At 72.5% G+C, this 15122-nt stretch carries 12 protein-coding genes and 3 tRNA genes; 11 read left to right on the top strand and 4 right to left on the bottom strand.

Annotated elements, in window-relative coordinates:
• The first annotated feature begins 242 nt into the window (after window positions 1-242).
• From AFB00_RS04125 to serA, 4 genes are all read left to right on the top strand, one after another.
• Complete coding sequence (locus AFB00_RS04125; RefSeq protein WP_068799993.1) at window positions 243-2048, top strand: acetolactate synthase large subunit; 1806 nt, start codon at window positions 243-245, stop codon at window positions 2046-2048.
• Window positions 2045-2554, top strand: coding sequence for an acetolactate synthase small subunit (gene ilvN / locus AFB00_RS04120; protein ID WP_083275254.1), 510 nt, complete (start codon window positions 2045-2047; stop codon window positions 2552-2554). Before AFB00_RS04125 ends, ilvN begins: the two co-directional genes overlap by 4 nt.
• A 45-nt stretch (window positions 2555-2599) precedes the next feature.
• Window positions 2600-3604 carry a ketol-acid reductoisomerase gene (ilvC, locus tag AFB00_RS04115; protein ID WP_068796112.1) on the top strand — a complete coding sequence of 335 codons (1005 nt, stop codon included), beginning with the start codon at window positions 2600-2602 and terminating at the stop codon, window positions 3602-3604.
• Between the two features lie 286 nt (window positions 3605-3890).
• On the top strand, window positions 3891-5501 hold the full coding sequence (gene serA, locus AFB00_RS04110) for a phosphoglycerate dehydrogenase (protein WP_068796111.1): 1611 nt from the start codon (window positions 3891-3893) through the stop codon (window positions 5499-5501).
• A 28-nt stretch (window positions 5502-5529) separates the two neighbouring features.
• Here the strand turns inward: serA and AFB00_RS04105 are convergent, their stop codons facing one another.
• A complete protein-coding gene (locus AFB00_RS04105) occupies window positions 5530-6546 on the bottom strand; it encodes an LLM class flavin-dependent oxidoreductase (RefSeq protein ID WP_068796110.1) in 1017 nt (338 codons plus the stop codon).
• A 182-nt stretch (window positions 6547-6728) separates the two neighbouring features.
• On the opposite strand from AFB00_RS04105, the gene AFB00_RS04100 reads away from it, so the two are divergent.
• Window positions 6729-7769: a 3-isopropylmalate dehydrogenase gene (locus tag AFB00_RS04100; protein ID WP_068796109.1), complete on the top strand. Its 1041-nt coding sequence runs from the start codon at window positions 6729-6731 to the stop codon at window positions 7767-7769.
• A gap of 62 nt (window positions 7770-7831) precedes the next feature.
• Here AFB00_RS04100 and AFB00_RS04095 read toward each other — a convergent pair whose 3' ends face one another.
• A complete protein-coding gene (locus AFB00_RS04095) occupies window positions 7832-8140 on the bottom strand; it encodes an EthD family reductase (RefSeq protein ID WP_068796108.1) in 309 nt (102 codons plus the stop codon).
• Between the two features lie 167 nt (window positions 8141-8307).
• Between AFB00_RS04095 and gltX the strand changes: the two genes are divergently transcribed.
• From gltX to AFB00_RS04075, 4 genes are all read left to right on the top strand, one after another.
• Window positions 8308-9792, top strand: a complete 1485-nt coding sequence (gltX, locus tag AFB00_RS04090; RefSeq protein WP_068796107.1) for a glutamate--tRNA ligase — start codon at window positions 8308-8310, stop codon at window positions 9790-9792.
• 68 nt (window positions 9793-9860) lie between these two features.
• Window positions 9861-9932: transfer RNA gene (locus AFB00_RS04085), tRNA-Gln, on the top strand.
• Between the two features lie 57 nt (window positions 9933-9989).
• Window positions 9990-10062: transfer RNA gene (locus AFB00_RS04080), tRNA-Glu, on the top strand.
• A 72-nt stretch (window positions 10063-10134) separates the two neighbouring features.
• A tRNA-Glu gene (locus AFB00_RS04075) sits at window positions 10135-10207 on the top strand.
• 108 nt (window positions 10208-10315) lie between these two features.
• Here AFB00_RS04075 and AFB00_RS04070 read toward each other — a convergent pair.
• Complete coding sequence (locus tag AFB00_RS04070; RefSeq protein WP_068796106.1) at window positions 10316-12166, bottom strand: Hsp70 family protein; 1851 nt, start codon at window positions 12164-12166, stop codon at window positions 10316-10318.
• An 86-nt stretch (window positions 12167-12252) separates the two neighbouring features.
• The gene (locus AFB00_RS04065) at window positions 12253-12957 is read right to left on the bottom strand and encodes an IclR family transcriptional regulator (protein ID WP_083275253.1); all 705 of its coding nucleotides are present in this window, start codon (window positions 12955-12957) and stop codon (window positions 12253-12255) included.
• 65 nt (window positions 12958-13022) lie between these two features.
• Between AFB00_RS04065 and leuC the strand changes: the two genes are divergently transcribed.
• Both leuC and leuD read left to right on the top strand, forming a co-directional pair.
• Window positions 13023-14450, top strand: a complete 1428-nt coding sequence (gene leuC / locus AFB00_RS04060) for a 3-isopropylmalate dehydratase large subunit (RefSeq protein ID WP_068796104.1) — start codon at window positions 13023-13025, stop codon at window positions 14448-14450.
• Window positions 14450-15040, top strand: coding sequence for a 3-isopropylmalate dehydratase small subunit (leuD, locus tag AFB00_RS04055; protein ID WP_068796103.1), 591 nt, complete (start codon window positions 14450-14452; stop codon window positions 15038-15040). Before leuC ends, leuD begins: the two co-directional genes overlap by 1 nt.
• The last annotated feature ends 82 nt before the right edge of the window (window positions 15041-15122 follow it).

Here is a 15122-nt window from a genome sequence, read left to right as displayed (position 1 = left end):
GCACCAGCCCGTAGTCCGGGCGGCGGGGGTTTTTTCATGTCCAGCACTGCTCATGTCCGGCATCTGATCGAACACGATCTCCAGCGAGGCAGACCCCGATGACCACCGCCCCCTCGAAGTCCGGCTCGGCCGGCCCGAAGCCGGGCCCGCCGCCCGGCCGGTCCGCGACCGCGCGCGCCGAGACGTCCCGACCCGGTACCCCGGACACCACGGTGCCCGGTCCGCGGATCGTGGACGAGCCCATGACCGGTGCCCAGTCCCTGGTGCGCTCGCTCGAGGAGATCGGCTGCGAGGTGGTGTTCGGTCTTCCCGGCGGCACCATCCTGCCCGCCTACGACCCGCTGCTCGACTCGACCCGGGTGCGCCACATCCTCGTCCGGCACGAGCAGGGCGCCGGGCACGCCGCCACCGGGTACGCGCAGGCCACCGGCCGGGTCGGGGTCTGCATGGCGACGTCCGGGCCGGGGGCGACGAACCTCGTCACGCCGATCGCCGACGCGCACATGGACTCGGTGCCGCTGGTGGCCATCACGGGGCAGCAGACCCGGCCGCTGATCGGCACCGACGCCTTCCAGGAGGCCGACATCACCGGCATCACCATGCCGGTGACCAAGCACAACATGCTGGTGACCGAGGCGACGGAGATCCCGCGCGCGATCGCCGAGGCCTTCCACCTGGCGTCCACCGGCCGGCCCGGCCCGGTCCTGGTGGACATCCCGAAGGACGTGCTGCAGGAGCAGACCACGTTCTCCTGGCCCCCGGAGCTCGCACTGCCCGGCTACCGGCCGACGACCCGGCCGCACGGCAAGCAGATCCGCGAGGCGGCCCGGCTGATCGGCGAGTCCCGCAAGCCGGTGCTCTACGTCGGCGGCGGCGTGCTCAAGGCGGAGGCCGCCGAGGAGCTGCGCGAGCTGGCCGAGCTGACCGGGGCGCCCGTCGTCACCACGCTGATGGCCCGCGGGGTCTTCCCGGACAGCCACCCGCAGCACCTCGGCATGCCGGGCATGCACGGCACCGTCGCCGCGGTGGCGGCCATGCAGCGCTCCGACCTGCTGGTCGCGCTCGGTTCCCGGTTCGACGACCGGGTCACCGGCAAGCTGGAGAGCTTCGCGCCGCACGCCAAGGTGGTCCACGCCGACATCGACCCGGCCGAGATCTCCAAGAACCGGCGCGCCGACGTGCCGATCGTCGGGGACTGCCGGGAGGTCCTGCGCGAGCTCATCGACGCCGTCCGGACCGAGCGGGAGGCCGGCCCCGCGCCGGACCTGTCCGCGTGGTGGAAGCAGGTCGGCGGGCTCCGCGACCGGTACCCGCTGGGCTGGACCGAACCGGCCGACGGCTCGCTGTCGCCGGAGTACGTCATCTCCCGGATCGGCGCCATCGCCGGCCCGGACGCGGTGTACGCCGCGGGCGTCGGCCAGCACCAGATGTGGGCCGCGCAGTTCGTCCGCTACGAGAAGCCGCGCACCTGGCTGAACTCCGGCGGGCTCGGGACCATGGGCTACGCGGTCCCGGCCGCGATGGGCGCCAAGGTCGGCGAGCCGGACACGGTCGTCTGGTGCATCGACGGCGACGGCTGCTTCCAGATGACCAACCAGGAGCTCGCCACCTGCGCGATCGAGAACATCCCGATCAAGGTGGCCGTGATCAACAACGGCAACCTGGGCATGGTCCGCCAGTGGCAGAACCTGTTCTACGGCGAGCGGTACTCCAACACCGACCTCAACACCCACAAGCTGCGCATCCCGGACTTCCCGATGCTGGCCGAGGCCATGGGCTGCGTGGGCCTGCGGGTCGAGTCCAAGGAGGACGTCGACCGGGTCATCCGGCAGGCGATGGAGATCAACGACCGGCCGGTCGTCGTGGAGTTCGTCGTCGGTGCCGACGCCCAGGTGTGGCCGATGGTCGCCGCGGGCATGGGCAACGACGAGATCAAGGTCGCCAGGGACATCCGGCCGGAGTTCGAGCACGACGATCTCGCGGCCTCGGTGGACGAGGTCTCCGACGTGACCGAGCAGGCCGCTTTCGGTTCGGAGGACGACAAGTGAGCGAGCTGCACACCCTCTCGGTCCTGGTCGAGGACAAGCCGGGTGTCCTCGCCCGGGTGTCCGGGCTGTTCTCCCGTCGCGGGTTCAACATCAACTCGCTGGCGGTCGGGCCGACCGAGTACCCCGACGTGTCCCGGATGACGATCGTCGTCGAGGTCGACGAGCTCCCGATGGAGCAGGTCACCAAGCAGCTGAACAAGCTCGTGAACGTGATCAAGATCGTGGAGCTGGACCCGGCCGCCTCGGTCCAGCGGGAGCTGCTGCTGGTCAAGGTCCGGGCCGACGCCACCGTGCGCAGCCAGGTGCTGGAGACGGTGCAGCTGTTCCGGGCCAAGGTCGTCGACGTCTCCCCGGAGGCGGTCACGGTCGAGGCCACCGGCACCGGCGACAAGCTGGGCGCGCTGCTGCGCATGCTGGAGCCCTACGGAATCCGCGAGATGGTCAAGTCGGGGATGGTCGCGGTCGGGCGTGGCCCCCGGTCCATCACCGCCGCGGCCGTCCGCTAGACACATCCCGCACCACGAATCCCCGAGAGGAACGTTCCAGTAGTCATGAGTGTCAACATCTACTACGACGCCGACGCCGACCTGTCGATCATCCAGGGCCGCAAGGTCGCGGTGATCGGCTACGGCTCCCAGGGGCACGCGCACTCGCTGTCCCTGCGTGACTCCGGGGTCGACGTCAGGATCGGCCTGCCGGAGGGCTCCAAGTCCCGGCAGAAGGCCGCCGACGAGGGACTCGAGGTCCTCACCCCGGCCGAGGCGTCCGCCTGGGCGGACGTGATCATGGTCCTCGCACCGGACACCAAGCAGCGCTCCATCTACACCCAGGACATCGAGCCGAACCTGAAGGCCGGCGACGCGCTGTTCTTCGGCCACGGCTTCAACATCCGCTACGAGCTGATCAAGCCGCCGGCCGACGTCGACGTCGCGATGGTCGCCCCGAAGGGCCCCGGCCACCTCGTCCGTCGCCAGTTCGTCGACGGCAAGGGCGTCCCGGCCCTGATCGCCGTGGAGCAGGACCCGTCGGGCAACGCCAAGGCCCTCGCGCTCTCCTACGCGGCCGGGATCGGCGGCGCCCGCGCGGGCGTCATCGAGACCACCTTCAAGGAGGAGACCGAGACCGACCTGTTCGGTGAGCAGGCCGTCCTCTGTGGCGGTGCCGCCGCCCTGGTCCAGACCGGCTTCGAGGTGCTGACCGAGGCGGGCTATGCCCCGGAGATCGCGTACTTCGAGTGCCTGCACGAGCTCAAGCTGATCGTCGACCTCATGTACGAGGGCGGCATCGCCAACGAGCGCTTCTCCATCTCCGACACCGCCGAGTACGGCGACCTCACCCGCGGCCCGCGCGTCATCACGCCCGCGGTCAAGGCGGAGATGCAGAAGATCCTGGGCGAGATCCAGGACGGCACGTTCGCCCGCGAGTGGGTGGCCGAGGACGAGGCGGGCCGCCCGAACTACACCAAGCTGCAGCAGCAGGGCCAGGAGCACCCGATCGAGCAGGTCGGCGAGAAGCTGCGCGGCCTGATGAGCTGGGTGGGCGAGAAGGCCAAGTGATCCACTGCCGGTAGCGTCCGGCAGGATGAAGGACCGCGGGTGCGCGAGCGCCCGCGAGCTCGGCTCCCGGCGCACCCTCCGGTGAGCGAGCAGAGCCGAACCCCCGTCCGACACGACCGGACGGGGGTTTCGGCCTTCCCGGGGCCGGTGGGCCAAGGAACGTACTGGTCAGTAGGTTATCGGGCCGCTCACGTCCGGGGGGTTGGCGAGGCCCTGACGGCCCTAGGATGGTCGTGGCCCGACGCAACGTAGGAACACCACCCGACCCCGGGAGCACCGTCACACCGTGAGCACCGTCGCCACCCACCCCCGTCCCGTCGTCCTGCTCGCCGAGAAGCTCGCGCCGTCCGCGGTGGAACTGCTGGGCGACGGCGTCGAGATCCGTCACGTCGACGGGACCGACCGACCGGCGCTGCTGAAGGAGGTCGCCGACGCGGACGCGCTGCTGGTCCGGTCCGCGACGCAGGTGGACGCGGAGGTGCTGATCGCCGCCCACCGGCTGAAGGTCGTCGCGCGGGCCGGGGTCGGCCTGGACAACGTCGACGTGGAGTCGGCCACCGCCCGCGGGGTGATGGTCGTCAACGCACCGACGTCGAACATCGTCTCCGCGGCCGAGCACGCCGTCGCGTTGCTCCTGGCCGTCGCGCGGCACGTCCCGGCGGCGGACGCCTCGCTGCGCCAGGGGCAGTGGAAGCGGTCGGACTACGGCGGGGTCGAGCTCAACGGGAAGACCGCGGGCATCGTCGGGCTCGGCAAGATCGGCCAGCTGGTCGCGCAGCGGCTCGCCGCGTTCGGGATGAAGCTGGTCGCCTACGACCCCTACATCGCGCCGTCCCGGGCCGCCCAGCTCGGCATCGAGCTGATGGGGCTCGACGAGCTGCTCCGCACCGCGGACATGATCACCGTCCACCTGCCGCGGACCCCGGAGACCCTGGGGCTGATCGGCAAGGACCAGCTGGCGATCACCAAGCCGGGCGTGCTGGTCGTCAACGCCGCACGCGGCGGTCTGGTCGACGAGGACGCGCTGGCCGAGGCGGTGCGCTCGGGCCAGGTCGGCGGGGCCGGCATCGACGTCTACGTCACGGAGCCGACGACCTCGAGCCCGCTGTTCGAGCTGGAGAACGTGGTCGTCACCCCGCACCTGGGCGCGTCCACGGCGGAGGCGCAGGACCGGGCGGGTACCGACGTGGCGCGGTCGGTGCAGCTGGCCCTGGCCGGCGAGTTCGTGCCGGACGCGGTGAACGTGCAGGTCCACGGCGCGGTCGGCGAGGAGGTCCGGCCCTGGCTGCCGCTGGTGCAGAAGCTCGGCATCACGCTGCACGCCGTCGCCGGCCGGACGCCGACCTCGGTGACCGTCGACGTCGCCGGTGAGCTCGCCGGGGCGGACGTGTCGGTGCTGTCGCTGGCCGCGCTGCGCGGGGTCTTCACGCACGTCGTGGAGGACCGGGTGACGTTCGTCAACGTGCCGCAGCTCGCCGAGGACCGCGGCGTCTCGGTGGACCTGACCACCACGCCGGAGAGCGCGAACCACCGCAGCGTCGTGCAGCTGCGCGGGGCGATGCCGGACGGCGAGTCGATCACCGTCTCCGGGACGCTGACCGGGCGGGCCGAGGTGCCGAAGCTGGTCGAGATCAACGGCAGGCACTTCGACCTGCGGGCCGAGGGCGACGTGGTGGTGCTCGAGTACTCCGACCGGCCCGGCGTGATGGGCCGGGTCGGGTCGCTGCTCGGCGAGGCCGCCGTGAACATCGAGGCGGCCCAGATCTCGCAGACCACCGAGGGCACCGACGCGCTCATGCTGCTGCGGGTGGACCGGCGGATCGACCCGGGGGTGCTCGAGCCGATCGGGGCGTCGGTCGGTGCCCGGACGATCCGGCTGATCTCGTTCGACGACTGAGCCGTCGGACGACCGGGCCGCCGCCCGGTCAGCGCGCCGGCGACCAGCCCAGCGCCGGGCCGAGCCGCGTCGCGATGTCGGTGACGATCTGCACGTAGTCCTCGTGCGGGAAGCCGAACGGCAGGGCGAACACGGCCTCGCGCACCTCGCGGAACGCGGCGTGGGCGTACAGGCTCTCGGCGATCTGGTCGGAGGTCCCGACCAGGTCGCGGGCGAACAGCAGCCCGGCCGGGCCCTGCGGGATCCCGACCCGGGCGTTGCGGTGCTCGGCGTAGGCGGAGTACCGCTGTCGCTGCGTGGGTGTCGCCGAGTCGGTCGGGACGACGACGAGCCCTTGGGACACCCGCCCGGCGGGGTGGGCCTCGCGGAAGGCGAGGATCTGCCCCTGCTGGACCGCGGCGAAGTCGGTGCCGCCGTCGCCGGGTGCGCGCACGACGTTGCTGGTCAGCAGGTTCAGTCCCTGCTCGCCGGCCCAGGCGGCGGAGCCGGCGGACGCGGCCCCGTACCAGATCCGGCCGGCCAGGCCCGGCGCGTGCGGTTGCACCCGCTCGGAGAACGTCTCGATGCCGACCGTCCCGGAGAAGGTGCTCGCCGCGTCGCCGCGCACGAACCGCAGCAGCCGCGAGACCCGCTCGCGGCCGAAGTCCTCGACGTCGGCGGTGTCCGGGTACAGCGCGTCGCGCACGTGCTCCCACTGCATGGGCGGGCCCACGCTGATGCCCGGGTTCAACCGCCCGCCGGAGAGCACGTCGACGGTGGCGAGGTCCTCGGCGAGACGCAGCGGGTTCTCCCAGCCGAGCGGGATCACCGCGGTGCCCAGCTCGATCCGGCTCGTCCGCTGGGTGGCCGCGGCGAGCACCGCCACCGGTGAGGAGATCCCGAACTGCAGGTGCCGGTGGCGGACGAACGCGCTGTCGTACCCCAGGCGCTCGCCCAGCTCGATCATGGCCAGCGTGGTCTCGTGGCCGGCGCGCGGATCCGCGCCGTCGAACGAGCCGATGGTCAGGAAACCGAGCCGGTCCAGCGGCTCCGACGGTGTGGGCACGTCCGTCCCAACGCGTCCGGATCCGGCCGTCTTCCCGCCGGAGGGTGATCGGGCCCGGTGACGGGCGCGTGCGTCCGGCTGACGCGTTCGCCCGTCCGTGCCCACCCCACCGGGTGGCCGGACGATGACCCTGCGTCCGCAGACGGTAGCGTGCGGACGCAGTACGACGAGAGGACGAGCTCATGCGCCTTGCGGTCATCCCCGGTGACGGCATCGGCCCGGAAGTGATCAACGAGGCACTCAAGGTCCTCGGTGAGGTTGCCCGAGACGTCGAGACGACCGAGTACGACCTCGGGGCCGCCCGCTGGCACTCCACCGGTGAGCTGCTCCCCGAGACCGTGCTGTCCGAGCTCAAGCAGCACGACGCGATCCTCCTGGGCGCGGTCGGCGACCCGTCGGTCCCCAGCGGGATCCTGGAGCGCGGCCTGCTGCTGCGCCTGCGGTTCGAGCTCGACCACCACGTGAACCTGCGCCCGGCCCGGCTGTACCCGGGCGTGCGCGGGCCGTTGGCCGGCAACCCCGAGATCGACCTGGTGGTCGTCCGCGAGGGGACCGAGGGCCCGTACGTGGGCACCGGCGGCCTGCTCCGCAAGGACACCCCGCACGAGATCGCGACCGAGGTCAGCCAGAACACCGCGTTCGGCATCGAGCGGCTGGTGCGCGACGCGTTCGCCCGCGCCCAGCGGCGCCCGCGCCGGCACCTCACGCTGGTGCACAAGACGAACGTGCTGACCTACGCCGGTGCGCTCTGGTCGCGGATCGTCGAGGAGGTGTCGCTGGAGTACCCCGAGGTGTCGGTGGCCTACCAGCACGTCGACTCGACCACGATCCACCTGGTCACCGACCCCGGCCGGTACGACGTGATCGTCACCGACAACCTGTTCGGCGACATCCTCACGGACCTCGCCGCCGCGGTGACCGGCGGGATCGGCCTGGCCGCCAGCGGGAACCTGGACGCGAGCCGCACCAACCCGTCGATGTTCGAGCCGGTGCACGGCTCCGCGCCGGACATCGCCGGGCAGGGCATCGCCGACCCGACGGCCGCGATCCTCTCGGTGGCGCTGCTGCTCGACCACCTGGGCCACGTCGACTCCGCCCGGCGGGTCGAGGCCGCGGTGGCGTTCGACCTGGCGACCCGGGACCACTCGGCCACCGGGAACACGTCGTCGATCGGTGACCGGCTCGCCGCACTGGTGTCGAGCCGCGAGGTGTCGGCGAACTGACGCCGGGAGCCCGGCACGGACCGGAGGGCGGTACGGCACGGCCGTGCCGCCCTCCGGTGCGTTCAGGGTGTCTGCGACGGACCGGTCAGCATCGTCGCCCCGCCGGTGGCGAAGTTCGGCACGTCGGCGACGGCGGCCTGGCCCTCCGCGCCGCCCATCGCGGACCCGAAGGCGGCCTGGTCGGCGAACTCGAGCGTGGCCACCAGGTGGTACTGCGGCGCCGCACCGTCCGGTCCCGGTTGCGGACGGCTGACGGTGAACCGCTGCAGCCCGGGGAGCGCTCTCGCCAGCGGGACGTGCGTGCGGTCGTAGTAGTCGTCGAACGCCGCCGGATCGTCCGGCTGGTGGTACAGGACGGTGAGCTGGTACACGGTGCTCGGCCTCCTCGTCGATGCCGGTGCCGCCTCGCACCGGCCGGTGTCACCACCCTGGCCCACGCCGGGCCCGTGCGCACCCTCCGGACGGAGGGCGGGCCGCGGTCCGGGCCGGTGGTGGGCGGGCCGTCGGCGGCGGTGCCGGGGGCTACCCTGACCGCACCATGAGTACCGTTCGCGTCCGCTTCTCCCCGTCCCCGACCGGCACCCCGCACGTCGGGCTCGTCCGCACCGCGTTGTTCAACTGGGCGCACGCCCGGCACCACGGCGGAACCATGGTGTTCCGCATCGAGGACACCGACGCGCAACGCGACTCCGCCGAGTCCTACGACGCCCTGCTCGATGCGTTGACCTGGCTCGGCATCGACTGGGACGAGGGCGTCGAGAAGGGCGGCCCGCACGGTCCCTACCGGCAGAGCGAGCGCGGCGAGATCTACGCCGACGCGCTGGCCCGGCTGATCGAGGCCGGCGAGGTCTACGAGTCCTTCTCGACCGGGGAGGAGATCGAGGCCCGGCACCGGGCCGCCGGCCGGGACCCCAAGCTCGGCTACGACAACGCCGACCGCGACCTCACCGAGGCCCAGCGGGAGGCCTTCCTGGCCGAGGGCCGCAAGCCCGTCTTCCGGCTGCGGATGCCCGCCGAGGACATCACGTTCACCGACCTCGTCCGTGGCGAGATCACCTTCCGGGCCGGTCAGGTGTCGGACTTCGTGCTGGCCCGGGCCGACCGGACGCCGCTGTACCCGCTGACCAACCCGGTCGACGACGCGCTGATGGGGATCACCCACGTGCTGCGCGGCGAGGACCTGCTGCCGTCGACGCCGCGCCAGATCGCCCTGCTGCAGGCGCTGGCGCGGGTCGGCATCGGCACCGGCCCCCTCACCTACGCCCACCTCCCTCTGGTCACCGGCGAGGGCAACCGCAAGCTCTCGAAGCGGGACCCGCAGTCGAACCTGTTCCACCACCGCGACCGCGGCTTCGTGCCCGAGGGACTGCTCAACTACCTCGCGCTGCTCGGCTGGTCGATCGCCGACGACCGGGACATCTTCTCGCTGGAGGAGATGGTCGCCGCGTTCGACGTCTCCCGGGTCTCCGGCAACGCGGCGCGGTTCGACGTCAAGAAGGCCGAGGCGGTCAACGCGGCGCACCTGCGGCTGCTCGCCCCGGAGGACTTCGCCGAGCGGGTCGTGCCCTACCTGGCGGCGGAGGGGATCGAGCTCTCCGGCACCGACGGGGCCGGCCGTGAGTTGCTGGCGGCGGCGGCGCCGCTGGTGCAGGAGCGCAGCCAGCTGCTCTCCGACGCGGCCCGGATGCTCGCGTTCCTGTTCCGTGACGAGGAGGGCTTCGCTCCGGACCCCGACGCCGTCGAGAAGAACCTGGGCACCGACGCGACGCCGGTGCTGGAGGCCGCCGTCGCCGGGCTGACCTCGCTGGACGGGTGGGACGCCGCCGCCATCGAGGAGTCGCTGAAGGCCACGCTGGTCGACGGGCTGGGCCTCAAGCCGCGCAAGGCGTTCGCGCCGGTCCGGGTGGCCATCAGCGGACGGACGGTGTCCCCACCGCTGTACGAGAGCATGGAGCTGCTGGGCCGCGAGCGCTCGCTCGCACGCCTGGGGGCCGGTGTCAGGCGCTCCCAGGGCATGGTTTAGAGTACTCGTATCACGGAGATCGGGGCTCGGAACCGCGAGCAGTGAGCGGGCTGAGCCTCGATTTTCGATGGGGTATGGTGTAATTGGCAGCACGACTGATTCTGGTTCAGTTAGTCTAGGTTCGAGTCCTGGTACCCCAGCGGAAACCACCGCCCTTCGTGTCAGTGGTTTCTGGAACATCGGAATCATCTCGTCTCGGTCCCGTCGTCTAGCGGCCTAGGACGCCGCCCTCTCAAGGCGGTAGCGCGGGTTCAAATCCCGTCGGGACTACTCGCGAGATGTACATATCGCGTCCGGATCACGATTCGTGATCCGGCATCGGAGATCGATTCCGATGTCCTCGGTCCCGTCGTCTAGCGGCCTAGGACGCCGCCCTCTCAAGGCGGTAGCGCGGGTTCAAATCCCGTCGGGACTACTCGAGATGAAAGGCCCCCGTTCCTCAGGAACGGGGGCCTTCGTCGTTCCGGCGGGCCGGTTCCCCGCCCGCCGGAACGCTCCCCGGCCGTGGCCGGGGAGCGCGGTCTCACTGCGCCGGCAGCGTTCCCGCCGGCTGGGCGCCGGCCGGTTGCGGCCGGTTGGCGGGCGGCTCCTCCGGCCGGCTCGAACTCGACGACGACGAGGACGTCGACGACGTGGACGTCGTGGTCGGCGGCTCCTCCGTCGTGGTCGGGTCCTCGGGCGTCGAGGGGTCCGGCGGCGGGGGCGGCGGCGGGAGGATCTCCGACGTCGTCCGGGGCGTCGAGGTGCGGTCCCTGGTGGGCTCGGGCTCCTGGGTCGGCTCGGGCGCCTCGGTGGTCGGCGGGGGAGCCTGGGTGGTCGTCGGCATCGCGGGCAGCTCCGGCGTCGCGTTGCTGACGCTGCGGTTCTGCGGCCAGAAGAACACCGCACCCAGCACCGCGAGCGCGGCGACCACGCCGCCGACGCCGATGAGCAGCGCCGGGGACCGGCCGGTGCGCCCGGCCGGTGCGGCGGTGACCGAGGTCTCGTCCTCGTAGCCGCCCGGGTAGCCGTACATCGCGGTGCCGGCCTCGTCGCCGGGATGACCGTAGGGCGGGGCGACGACCGGGATCCGGTCGGTCGGCGGGTCGGCGTTCGCACCGTCCAGGTACGCGGTGGCACCGCCGTCCGGAGCCGCCGTTCCGGCGCCGGCCGGCATCCGCTCGGTCACCGGCTCCCCGCCCTCCCAGGGCAGCGGGCCGGGATCGGGGGCGAGCGCGGGAGCACCCGGCACGACCGCGCCGAAGCCGGGCTGCGAGGCCCCCACCGGGTCGGCCGGGCCCAGCGCGAGCACCGCTCCCTTGCCGATCGCGTTCTTCGGGTCGGCGTCCACCTGGATCGGGCGGCCCAGCTCCGAGGAGACCATCTGGGCGACGAGCGGCACCCGGGAGGAACCGCCGACCAGCAGCACCACCGAGGGGCCGGACGCGGCGAGGCCGGCGGACGCGATCGCCCGCTGCAGGGCGTCCACGGACTCGTCGAGCCGGGGGCGGATCCGTTCCTCGAAGTCGCTGCGGTGCAGCCGCACGGTGCTGCGCACCTCACCCAGCCAGACCGGGATGGAGACCTCGGTGTCGGCCGAGAGCGCCTCCTTGGCCTCCCGGCAGTCACGGCGCAGCCGGGCCATCTGGGACAGCACGTCGGGGTCGGACTCGTCGAGCGACTCGAACGCCTGCGGGACCGCGTCCCGGACGTGGTCGACGACCGACTGGTCGAAGTCGGCGCCGCCGAGCTGCTCGACCCCCTCCGGCCGGCCGAGCAGGGTGAACGACGCCCCGCCGACGGCGGTGTGGCCGCCGGTGCCCGCGGTCCCGCCCGCCTCCTTGCGGACGACGGCGGCGTCGAACGTCCCGCCACCGAGGTCGTAGACGGCGACGGTGGCCCCCGGCTCGACGCGCTCGTTCGTCGCGTAGTGCAGGGCCGCGGCCTGGGGCTCGGTGAGGAAGGTGACGGTCAGCCCGCGCCGGGCGAGCGCCCCGGCGAACAGGTCGCGCTTGTGCGAGCCCCAGGAGGCCGGGTGGGTCACCGCCACCCGGTCGGGGCGACCGCCCTCGACCCGGGACACGATCTCGACGACGTGCTCGGCGAGCAGCGCCGAGAGCTCCTCCGCGGTGAAGGCGTGCTCGCCCAGCGGGATCGGGGTCGGATCGCCGATCCGCCGCTTGAACTCGCGGGCCACCCGGTCCGGCTCGGTCAGCGCCCGCCGTTCCGCGGCGTCGCCGTACAGCAGCGTCCCGTCCGGTGCGGCGTAGACCACGGACGGGATGTCGACCGCATGATCGCCGAGGGTGACCATCTCCGGCCCGGGCGTCCCGGGCCGGGTGACCGCGGCCGCCGTCCTGGTCGTGCCGACGTCGATCCCCAGCAGGTAGCCCATGGTCCCCCCCCCCGGATCACAGCACGTCGGAGCCGCCCGGCCCGGTGCCGGACGGCTCCACGGTAGTGGAGGCCGCGGGAGGCTCCTCAGGCGAGTCGGTGCTGCAGCGCGTCCGCGGCGGCCAGGAGATCGGCGGCCCACCGGACGCCGGGACGCCGCCCGATCCGGTCCACCGGCCCGGACACCGACACCGCGGCGACGACCTGCCCCGCACCGTCGCGGACCGGGGCCGAGACCGAGGCGACGCCGGCCTCGCGCTCGGCGACGCTCTGTGCCCAGCCGCGGCGGCGGACGTCGATCAGCACCCGCTCGGAGAACGTGGCCTCGGCCAGGATGAGCCGCTGGGTCGGTACGTCGCACCAGGCGGCGAGCACCTTGGCCCCGGAGCCGGCGGTCATCGGCAGCCGGGTGCCGACCGGGACGGTGTCGCGCAGCCCGGACGGCGGTTCGGCGTGCGCGATGCAGATCCGGTGGACGCCGTCGCGCCGGTAGAGCTGGACGCTCTCGCCGGTGATGTCCCGCAGCCGGGGCAGGACCGCGGACGCCGCGTCGAGCAGCGGGTCCGGGCGCCCGCCGGCGAGCTGCCCGAGCGTCGGGCCGGGGTGCCACCGGCCGTCCGGGGTGCGCAGCAGCATGCCGTGCGCCTCCAGCCCGACGGCCAGCCGGTGCGCGGTCGCCCGCGGCAGGCCGGTACGGGCACAGAGTTCGGCCAGCCCACAGGGTTCCTCCGCCGTCGCCCGGAGAACACCCACGGCCTTGTCGAGTACGCCGATACCGCTAGACTGTCCCACGTTCCGATACTAGCTTTCCAGTATCTGGGAAGTCCACCACGATCAGATCACCGAGGGAGGCGAGCGTGACCACTGCAGAGACGCCGCGCACGCTGGCCGAGAAGGTGTGGGACCGGCACCTCGTCCGCAAGGGCGAGGGCGACGAGCCCGACCTGCTCTACATCGACCTGCACCTGGTGCACGAGGTCACGAGTCCGCAGGCGTTCGACGGGCTCCGCATGGCCGGCCGGCCGCTCCGCCGTCCCGACCTCACCATCGCCACCGAGGACCACAACGTCCCGACGCTCGACGTGCTCGGCCCGATCGCCGACGAGGTCTCCCGCACCCAGGTCGAGACCCTGCGCCGCAACTGCGCGGAGTTCGGTGTCCGGCTGCACCCGATGAACGACCCCGAGCAGGGGATCGTGCACGTCGTCGGCCCGCAGCTGGGCCTGACCCAGCCCGGCACGACCGTCGTCTGCGGCGACTCGCACACCTCCACCCACGGCGCGTTCGGCGCGATGGCGTTCGGCATCGGCACCTCCGAGGTCGAGCACGTCATGGCGACGCAGACGCTCCCGCTCAAGCCGTTCCGGACGATGGCGATCAACGTCACCTCCGCGGACGGGACCCTGCGGCCGGGTGTGACCAGCAAGGACGTCATCCTCGCCGTGATCGCGAAGATCGGCACCGGAGGTGGCCAGGGTCACGTGCTGGAGTACCGGGGCAACGTGATCGAGAACCTCTCGATGGAAGCCCGGATGACGGTCTGCAACATGTCGATCGAGGCCGGGGCCCGGGCCGGGATGATCGCCCCGGACGACACGACGTTCGCCTACCTGGCCGGGCGCGAGCACGCGCCGGCCGGCACGGACTGGGACGACGCCGTCGAGGACTGGCGGAGCCTGCGCACCGACGACGGGGCGGCCTTCGACCGCGTCGTCGACATCGACGCCGACACGCTGACGCCGTTCGTCACCTGGGGCACCAACCCCGGCCAGGGCCTGCCGCTGGGCGCCTCGGTGCCGGACCCGGAGCAGATCACCGACGAGGCCGAGCGCGCCTCGGTCGCGAAGGCGCTGGACTACATGGGCCTGACCGGCGGGACCCCGCTGCGCGAGGTCGGGGTCGACGCCGTGTTCGTCGGGTCCTGCACCAACGGCCGGATCGAGGACCTGCGGTCGGTCGCGCGGATCCTGGACGGGCGGACGGTCGCCGACGGCGTCCGGATGCTGGTCGTGCCCGGATCGATGCGGGTCCGTTTCCAGGCCGAGGAGGAGGGCCTGGACGCGATCTTCACCTCGGCCGGTGCCGAGTGGCGCTCCGCGGGCTGCTCGATGTGTCTGGGGATGAACCCGGACCAGCTGGCTCCCGGGGAACGGTGCGCGTCGACCTCCAACCGCAACTTCGAGGGACGGCAGGGCAAGGGCGGGCGGACCCACCTGGTGTCGCCGCTGGTGGCCGCCGCTACCGCCGTCCGCGGCACCCTGAGCAGCCCGGAGGACCTGGACTGATGGACAAGTTCGAGACGCACACCGGGATCGGCGTTCCGCTCCGCTGGTCCAACGTGGACACCGACCAGATCATCCCGGCGGTCTACCTCAAGCGGGTCACCCGCACCGGCTTCGAGGACGGGCTGTTCTCGGCGTGGCGCGGCGACCCGTCGTTCGTGCTCAACACCGAGCCCTTCGACCGGGGGTCGGTGCTGGTCGCCGGGCCGGACTTCGGGACGGGATCGTCGCGCGAGCACGCCGTGTGGGCGCTGATGGACTACGGCTTCCGGGTCGTGGTCTCCTCCCGGTTCGCCGACATCTTCCGCGGCAACTCGGCCAAGGCCGGGCTGGTGGCCGCCCAGGTCGAGCAGCCGGACGTCGAGCTGATCTGGAAGAAGCTGGAGAACGAGCCGGGCACCGAGGTGACCGTCGACCTCGGGGAGCGGACGATCCAGGTCGGCGACCTGACCGTGTCGTTCCAGATCGACGACTACGCCCGGTGGCGGCTGCGGGAGGGACTCGACGACATCGGGCTGACCCTCCGGCACGCCGACGCGATCACCGCGTTCGAGCGAACCCGGCCGGCCCGGATGCCGCGCACCCTGGCCTGACGTCGCCCGGAGTCGCCCAGGGCCCCGTTCGGGCTAGCGTGTGTTAGCCCGAACGGACCTGTCCGGAAGGACAGTATGCACA

Origin of the sequence: Pseudonocardia sp. HH130630-07, assembly GCF_001698125.1 — a bacterium.
In the GTDB taxonomy this organism is placed as follows: domain Bacteria; phylum Actinomycetota; class Actinomycetes; order Mycobacteriales; family Pseudonocardiaceae; genus Pseudonocardia.
The sequence above is the reverse complement of the archived record's forward strand: the minus strand, read 5'-3'. Positions and strand labels throughout refer to the sequence as shown.

Excerpts from the sequence above, each read along its gene's own strand:
- AFB00_RS04125 (WP_068799993.1), top strand. The coding sequence starts at position 243 with ATGACCGGTGCCCAGTCCCTGGTGCGCTCGCTCGAGGAGATCGGCTGC.
- gltX (WP_068796107.1), top strand. The coding sequence starts at position 8,308 with ATGAGTACCGTTCGCGTCCGCTTCTCCCCGTCCCCGACCGGCACCCCG.
- AFB00_RS04070 (WP_068796106.1), bottom strand. The coding sequence starts at position 12,166 with ATGGGCTACCTGCTGGGGATCGACGTCGGCACGACCAGGACGGCGGCC.
- leuD (WP_068796103.1), top strand. The coding sequence starts at position 14,450 with ATGGACAAGTTCGAGACGCACACCGGGATCGGCGTTCCGCTCCGCTGG.
- ilvC (WP_068796112.1), top strand. The coding sequence starts at position 2,600 with ATGAGTGTCAACATCTACTACGACGCCGACGCCGACCTGTCGATCATC.
- AFB00_RS04100 (WP_068796109.1), top strand. The coding sequence starts at position 6,729 with ATGCGCCTTGCGGTCATCCCCGGTGACGGCATCGGCCCGGAAGTGATC.